Annotated in this window: 6 protein-coding genes; 2 read left to right on the top strand and 4 right to left on the bottom strand. The window is 73.5% G+C overall.

Features of this window, described 5'->3' with window-relative positions:
- From CCN42_RS17770 to CCN42_RS17755, 4 genes are all read right to left on the bottom strand, one after another.
- On the bottom strand, positions 1 to 1,174 hold a 1,174-nt coding region (locus CCN42_RS17770; protein WP_086736909.1), incomplete at its 3' end, for an MFS transporter.
- 572 nt (positions 1,175 to 1,746) lie between these two features.
- On the bottom strand, positions 1,747 to 2,214 hold the full coding sequence (locus CCN42_RS17765; protein WP_169731475.1) for an ATP-binding protein: 468 nt from the start codon (positions 2,212 to 2,214) through the stop codon (positions 1,747 to 1,749).
- A 732-nt stretch (positions 2,215 to 2,946) separates the two neighbouring features.
- The gene (locus tag CCN42_RS17760) at positions 2,947 to 3,459 is read right to left on the bottom strand and encodes an EF-hand domain-containing protein (protein WP_086170991.1); all 513 of its coding nucleotides are present in this window, start codon (positions 3,457 to 3,459) and stop codon (positions 2,947 to 2,949) included.
- A 136-nt stretch (positions 3,460 to 3,595) separates the two neighbouring features.
- Complete coding sequence (locus CCN42_RS17755) at positions 3,596 to 4,012, bottom strand: STAS domain-containing protein (protein WP_086736905.1); 417 nt, start codon at positions 4,010 to 4,012, stop codon at positions 3,596 to 3,598.
- 362 nt (positions 4,013 to 4,374) lie between these two features.
- Here CCN42_RS17755 and CCN42_RS17750 point away from each other — a divergent pair, with 362 nt between their 5' ends.
- Both CCN42_RS17750 and CCN42_RS17745 read left to right on the top strand, forming a co-directional pair.
- On the top strand, positions 4,375 to 4,953 hold the full coding sequence (locus tag CCN42_RS17750; protein WP_086736903.1) for a sigma-70 family RNA polymerase sigma factor: 579 nt from the start codon (positions 4,375 to 4,377) through the stop codon (positions 4,951 to 4,953).
- Positions 4,950 to 6,185, top strand: a complete 1,236-nt coding sequence (locus tag CCN42_RS17745; protein WP_245877336.1) for a zf-HC2 domain-containing protein — start codon at positions 4,950 to 4,952, stop codon at positions 6,183 to 6,185. Before CCN42_RS17750 ends, CCN42_RS17745 begins: the two co-directional genes overlap by 4 nt.
- The last annotated feature ends 164 nt before the right edge of the window (positions 6,186 to 6,349 follow it).

Raw genomic sequence — 6,349 nt, 5'->3', positions numbered from 1 at the left:
CCACGACAGCCCGCCGGTCCAGCCGGCCCTCCCCCCAGGCGCCCACCGCCACCAGCACCAGCGTGAGGCCGACCCCGGCCAGGATCGCCCGGTCCGGAGTCGTCACCTCGAGCAGGGCGCCGGCCGCCGAGCCGGTCACGGCGTAACCGGCGCTGGCCGCTGCGTACATGACCGAGTAGCCCGCGGCCAGCGCACTCGGCGGAAGGGCCCGCTGGAGGGCCAGGTTCCGGGTGATGACCGCGCCCGCCTGGAGGATGCCCGCGGCGGTCAGCGCGATCGTGATCCCGGCGATGCCGGGTACCAGGGCGACCAGCGTCGCGCATCCCGACACCCCGAGCATCAGCACCACGCTGCGGGTGCGCAGCCGTCCCGGCCAGGACCGCATCCCGTACAGGAACGCGCCCACGGCGGACCCGAGGGCGAATCCGCTGAGCAGCGGACCTGCCCAGCCGACGCCGATCCCCCGATGCTCCAGCAGGGCGGGCAGCAGGAGTTCGGCGAGGGCGAGCAGGGCGATGCTGGCCGCGCCCGTGACGTACACAGGCCAGGCACCGGCGAGCAGCCGCAGCATCGACCGGCCCTCGGCGGCGGCCTCCTCGACGTCCCAGCCCTCGGGCAGCAGCCACAGTCCGCCGGCGGCGGCGAGCACCAGCGCGGCCGCGAGCAGCAGCGGCACCCGGGGCGCGACGCCGAGGGCCAGTCCGGTGACCGCGGCCGGGGAGAGCGCCCATATCCCGGACATCAGCATCGATTCGACGGACAGCGCCTGGGTGACGGCGTGTTTCGGCACCAGCCGTCCGGTGAGCAGGGAGCGCAGTCCTCCGGCCGAGGCGGCGGGCGCGGCTCCGGCGAGGAAGGCGCACCCCGCCAGCACCACCGCGGGCGCTTCCGGCAGCATCCCGAGCCCGGCGAATCCGGCGGCCCCGACGGCGAGTCCCGCCGCCATCTGCCGCCGTGCCGTCTCGGGCCGCACCCGCATGCCGAGCACCGGCGCCCCGACGATCTCACCGAGCACGTACGCCGCCGCGAGCAGCGCTCCGAGTGAATAGCCGCCGGGCCGTTCCCGCACGAGGAACACCACGGCCAGCGGGGCCATGGCCACCGGCATGCGGGCGCCGACGGCGACGAGCGACCAGGTCAGTACCGGCCGGGTGGCCAGTTCGCGATAGGTCATGCGGGTGACGGTAGGCGGTGGCACCGTCAACACCCCAGCGCTTTTCCCCTCCCTGTGGACAACGGCCGTCAACAACCGTGCTGCGCGGTGCGGTTGCGGACCCCGGACGATCTGATGCACGGCCGTACATATCCGGTCGGACCGGACCTCGCCGCGAGCACCCGGCCGGAGTCCGGAAAAGTTGTCCACAGCCTGTGGAGAATCGGGGTCCTCCGGTCGGCCCTCGGGAAAGTCCGGGTGGCGGCGCGAGAGCGCCCGCCCCGAGCACGGCACCGCGCGCCGCCATCCGGCCCCGGCGTGTCCACCCCCCGGTCCCCCGTGGCCTTGAGGGAACCGACGCCGGTTCACGACCCACACTCGCCGAGGGCTTCCGTCACGGAAGCCCTCGCCGTCCCCTCGCGGCGAATCGCTGACCACAAGCGTGATCAAACGGACACGGGACGTCAACACCCAATCGGTGATTCGTCACTTGAGCCCGGTGTGATGAGGCGCGCACGGAAGCACGTCCGGCGCACCCCCCACCTCGCGGGCACGATCCGCCGGCAGGCCGTGCCCCCGTGCCCCGCGCGACGTCACACGGCTTCGTAGGCCAGCCCCTCGTACGCCAGGGCGCCGCCGTCCGGACAGACCGCGGCCGCTCCATCCGGTGCGTCACGGCGGTCGAGTTCGCACCAGATGCGCTTGCCGGCGCCCTCCGGACTCCACCCCCAGCGGTCGGCGAGCCCGTCGACGAGCGCGAGGCCCCGGCCGCCGGTCTCTTCGCACTCGGCCCAGCGCGGCACCGGCGCCCGGGTGCTGCCGTCGGCGACCTCCAGGCGGACCGTCGCCTTCTCGGGGGCGGGGGTCTGGGGCAGGCACAGTCGCAGCACGGCCGGGCAGCCGGTGTGCACCACGGCGTTGGTGACCAGTTCGGAGACGATCAGGACGAGCGTCTCGGCGAGCGGTTCGTCGGCCGCTATCGCGGACCCGGCGAGCCGCGCGCGTGCCCACCTCCGGGCCCGCCCCACTTCAGCGGGGTCGGGCCGGATCTCCAGTTGCACTTGAAGCACCTGCACCGCTCACACCATCCGAACCGATGGACACCGAGGCTCGCGCCCCATGAGGGCCACGATCGTAGCCATTTTCCGCATGACCAGAACAACGGCCAGAGCAAGGGTCACGGAACGTGAATCCCTTGCAGCACAGCTTCGTTGACACACCGTCACCCCAACAAGCGCTTCGGGCATATTCCCGCGCGAAGGAGTACCCGTGCGGCATACTGTGCGACCTTCGTCGCGGGGAGTCGAACAGCCGGAATGCGGCGCGCCTCCCACAAGGTACCGGAGGGGGACCGGCGCTTCGGGACGTGACGAGTTCCGCGCGGCCCCTGCCCCGAGATCGACGCTGAGTAACACCGGCATGCCACGATCCGTGACATCGACCGACATGGAACCCTGCCGTCCGACACGGTTCCCACGACACCGCAGCCCAGCGCCGATCCCGCCCGCCCACGACGGCAGGCCGGGGCGTGAGCGGCCCTTCACGCTGTGTGCCGCCTCCCGCCCGCCGGGCCCGCAACTGCCGTGTCAGGCCGCGCGGTTCAGCGTCCGGCGCCGGGGATCGCGGCCCGCGGACCGTGAGTTCGTCGCGCGCCTCGCCGGCCCTGCGGGCGGTGAGGGCACGGCTCCGCGCGGGAGGCCGCTCCGGCCCCGAACCGCCGGAGCGGCTGGGGTGCAGGAGGTCCTCCCGCGCGGGGAGAGTCGGGCGAGGTGCTCGGACAGCAGGTGCGCGTGTTATTCGGAGACGGTGAAGTAGCGCGCGAAGGCGGGCACGACGTCCGCCTCGACGACCTTGCCGTCCCCGTCGGCGTCCAGTGCGGCGGCGGCCGTGCGGGCGGCGTCCTCGGGCGCGCCGAGCGCGGCCAGCGCCCGCGCGGTGTCCTCGACGGTCGCCTCGCCGTCCCCGTCCGTGTCGGCGACGGCGAGGGCTGCGTGCAGGAAGGGGCGGGCGATCTCCGCGAACCGCTCCGGGTTGTCCCGCAGCCGCTTCACGGCCCCGCCCACGAACTCGTCGCGGGTGATGCGCTGATCACCGTCCCGGTCCGCGATACCCGCCATGCCCTGCCAGAACGCTTCCGCGCCGCCGTACAGCGCCTGGCCCTTGTCGGACCGGGCGGCCGTACCGAACTCCGCGAGCAGCGCCTTGGCCGCCCGGTTGAAGTCCTCGCGGTCGATGGAGCCGTTGCCGTCCTGGTCGAAGGTGGCGAACCTGGCCGCGATCCTGCGCTCGTACTCGCTGCTGACCATGTCTTCTCGGGCCGCCTTACATCACGTGGAGGTGCGTCTCGCACGGAGCGTACGACGCGACGGCCGCTCCGGGAGCGGGAAAACGACGGTTGTGCCAAGACCGGGGGAATTTCGGGACAACGGTGTGGCGAAGCGCTCACGCCGACAGCGGGCGGGCCTCCTCCGAGACGGCCGAGGCGAGGTCGGGGTGGACGTCGAACAGGCGGCGCACGCCCAGGGCACCCAGCACGCGGTTGACGTGTGCGCCTGCCCCACGCTCGGCTGCGCTCGCGCGGGAGGTGCCCCCCTCCACGCCTTCCGCGGGGAGTATCAGCCGCAGCCGGCCCTGGCAGGAGCGCAGCAGCCGGCGGGTGGCGATGAGCACGCCGACGCCGCTGGAGTCGCAGAAGAAGACCTCGGAGAGGTCCAGGACGAGACTGTGGCGGCCCTCGGCCACCACGTCGTGCACCCGCTGACGCAGCACCGGCGACGTCACCAGGTCCAGCTCGCCCGACACATGGAGCACGGCCCACTCGCCCCGCTCGTCACCCGTCACATTGAACGCCACCACCATGCCCTTCGTTCGCCGGAGCTTCCCGGAACCACCACCCGGAAACGGAAGCAGTCCCTACGCTTCTTTGAGCGTGGCTGCCCAGCGGCCGTTCCCTGAAACGCCGGGCCGGAAACGAAAACCGATCGGAAAGGGCTTGTTCCAGTCAACTTCGATCCTGTTCGATCAGAACTCAAATATGCCTGAGCACTGAAGGGTCGGGTACGCACCAGAAAAGGAGGTCCGTTATCACCTGCGGCCCGTCAGGGCGCGCTTTGCCACAAAGGGGCGTGCGCTGTCAGACGTGCCGACTACATTCGGGACGACGGTGGACGCACGCTGGAGTCAGGACCGGACCCGGCGCCGACGCGAGGGGAGGGGGCCCTGTGGCGAAGAAGGACGCACCACCCCGCTGGGACCGCACGATGCAGCAGCGGCTCATCCGAGGCGAGGCAGCCGCCCTCGGCGAGCTGTACGACCGTTTCGCCACCCTCGTCCACGGCCTCGCCCACCGCGTCCTCGGCGACCGACGCGCGGCCGACGGGGTCACCCGCGAGGTCTTCGCCCACATCTGGGAACACCCCGGCACCTACGACCCGAAACAGGGACCCCTGCGCTCCTGGGTGGCGGGCCTGACCCACCGCCTCGCCGTACAGCGCCTGCGCGCCACCGAGACCGCCGCGCTGGCCGACGGCCACGGCACCTCCGAGGAACTGGAACGCAAGGTCCGGCACGCCGCCGTCGCCGCCCGCGCCGACTACATCGTCCAGGCCATGCCGGCCCCGCTGCGCGCCGCGCTGGAACGCGCCTACTTCCAGCGCCGTGACTACCGCCAGACCGCGGCCGACCTCGGCGTCACCGAGGACGAGGCCCGCCGCCGGCTGCGCCTCGGCCTCCAGCTGCTGTCCACCGCCCACGACACCGGCGCCCCCGGCGCTCCTCCCGGGTACGGGGGTGCGGCGTGACCGAGCCGAGCCGCTCCGACGACCAGCGGGGAGACGACGGCCACGCGCCCCGCATACCGCCGCCCCGCGTCTCCGTGGAGAACGGCGACCTGTCCCTGCCCGCCCTCGACGAACTGCGCGCGGCCATGACACCGCCCGAACTGCCCCACCCCGTCCTGAAATCCCTGCTGGGTGCCTGGGCGCTGGCCGCCTGCTCCCCGGAGGAGACGGCGGCCGTCGAGGACCACCTCGGCAGCTGCGGGAGCTGCGCCGACGAGGCACGGCGGCTGCGCGAGGCCGTCGGGCTGCTGCAACGGCCCGACTCCCTCGACCTGGACCCGTCCGTGGAGAGCTGCCTGGACCGCCGCCCGCCGCGCATCCCGGTCCCCGAGTGGGCGGGAGCCTACGACGCGGAGACCGCGCGGCTCGACGCGCTGCTCCAGGACTTCGGGGACGCGGAGTGGCATGCGCCGGTGCGGCTGCGCTGGTACGACGGCAAGGAACCGGCGAGCCGGCGGACGACCGTCGCCGGGGTCATCGCCCATCTCCTCGCGGTCGACGGGCTGGTGGCGCTCGCCCTCGGACTCGACGACCCGTTGGCCGGCCTCGGCCCGGACCTGCCCACCCCGGCGGGGCGCACGGAGGCGTACTGGCGGGCCTCCCGCTTCCCGCCCACCCGGTCCGTGCGCGGGCCCTGGCGGGAGCAGAGCCACGGCATCGTGCGGACCGTCGCCTTCACCGGCGGCGCGGGCCGTATGCCGGTGTCCTACACCGACTTCTCCCTGCCGCTGCACGACGCCATGACCGACCGGGCCTTCGAGTGCTGGGTGCACGCGGAGGACATCGCGGACGCCGTGGACTATCCCTACGACGCGCCGTCCGGGCGACACCTGCACCGCATGATCGACCTCGCGGCCCGCCTGCTGCCGGGGGCGCTGGCCGAGCGCCGCCGGTCCGGCCTGGCGGCGCCCGCGGAGCCAGGCCGCCACCTCGTCGAGGCGGGCGAACCCGGCCGCACCCTGCGCCTGGAGATCGAGGGATCCGGCGGAGGCGAGTGGCTGATCCCGCTCGACTCGCCCGCGGCGGCCCCCGCCCCGGACCACGAGGTGGCCCATGTCGCCCTGGAGGGCGTGGAGTTCTGCAGACTGGCCGCGGGACGGCTGGCGCCCAAGGACGCGGCGGCCGGACAGGACGGCGACCGCGAGGCCATCAAGGACGCACTCCTCGCGGTGGCTTCACTGAGCCGCCTGTAGGGGCGGACCGGATGCGCCGCCGGCCGACCGCCGATCGCGCGGTTCCCCGCCCCCCATGAGGCACGTCCACCCGCCTCAGGGGCGCGGGGAACCGCGCGCGAACTCACGACCGGCGCAGCCGCCCGACGGCGGAAGGTCCGCCTCCCTAGGCCGTGTCCGCAAAG

The organism is Streptomyces glaucescens, from assembly GCF_002154375.1.
Taxonomy (GTDB): Bacteria; Actinomycetota; Actinomycetes; order Streptomycetales; family Streptomycetaceae; genus Streptomyces; species Streptomyces glaucescens.
The sequence above is the reverse complement of the archived record's forward strand: the minus strand, read 5'-3'. Positions and strand labels throughout refer to the sequence as shown.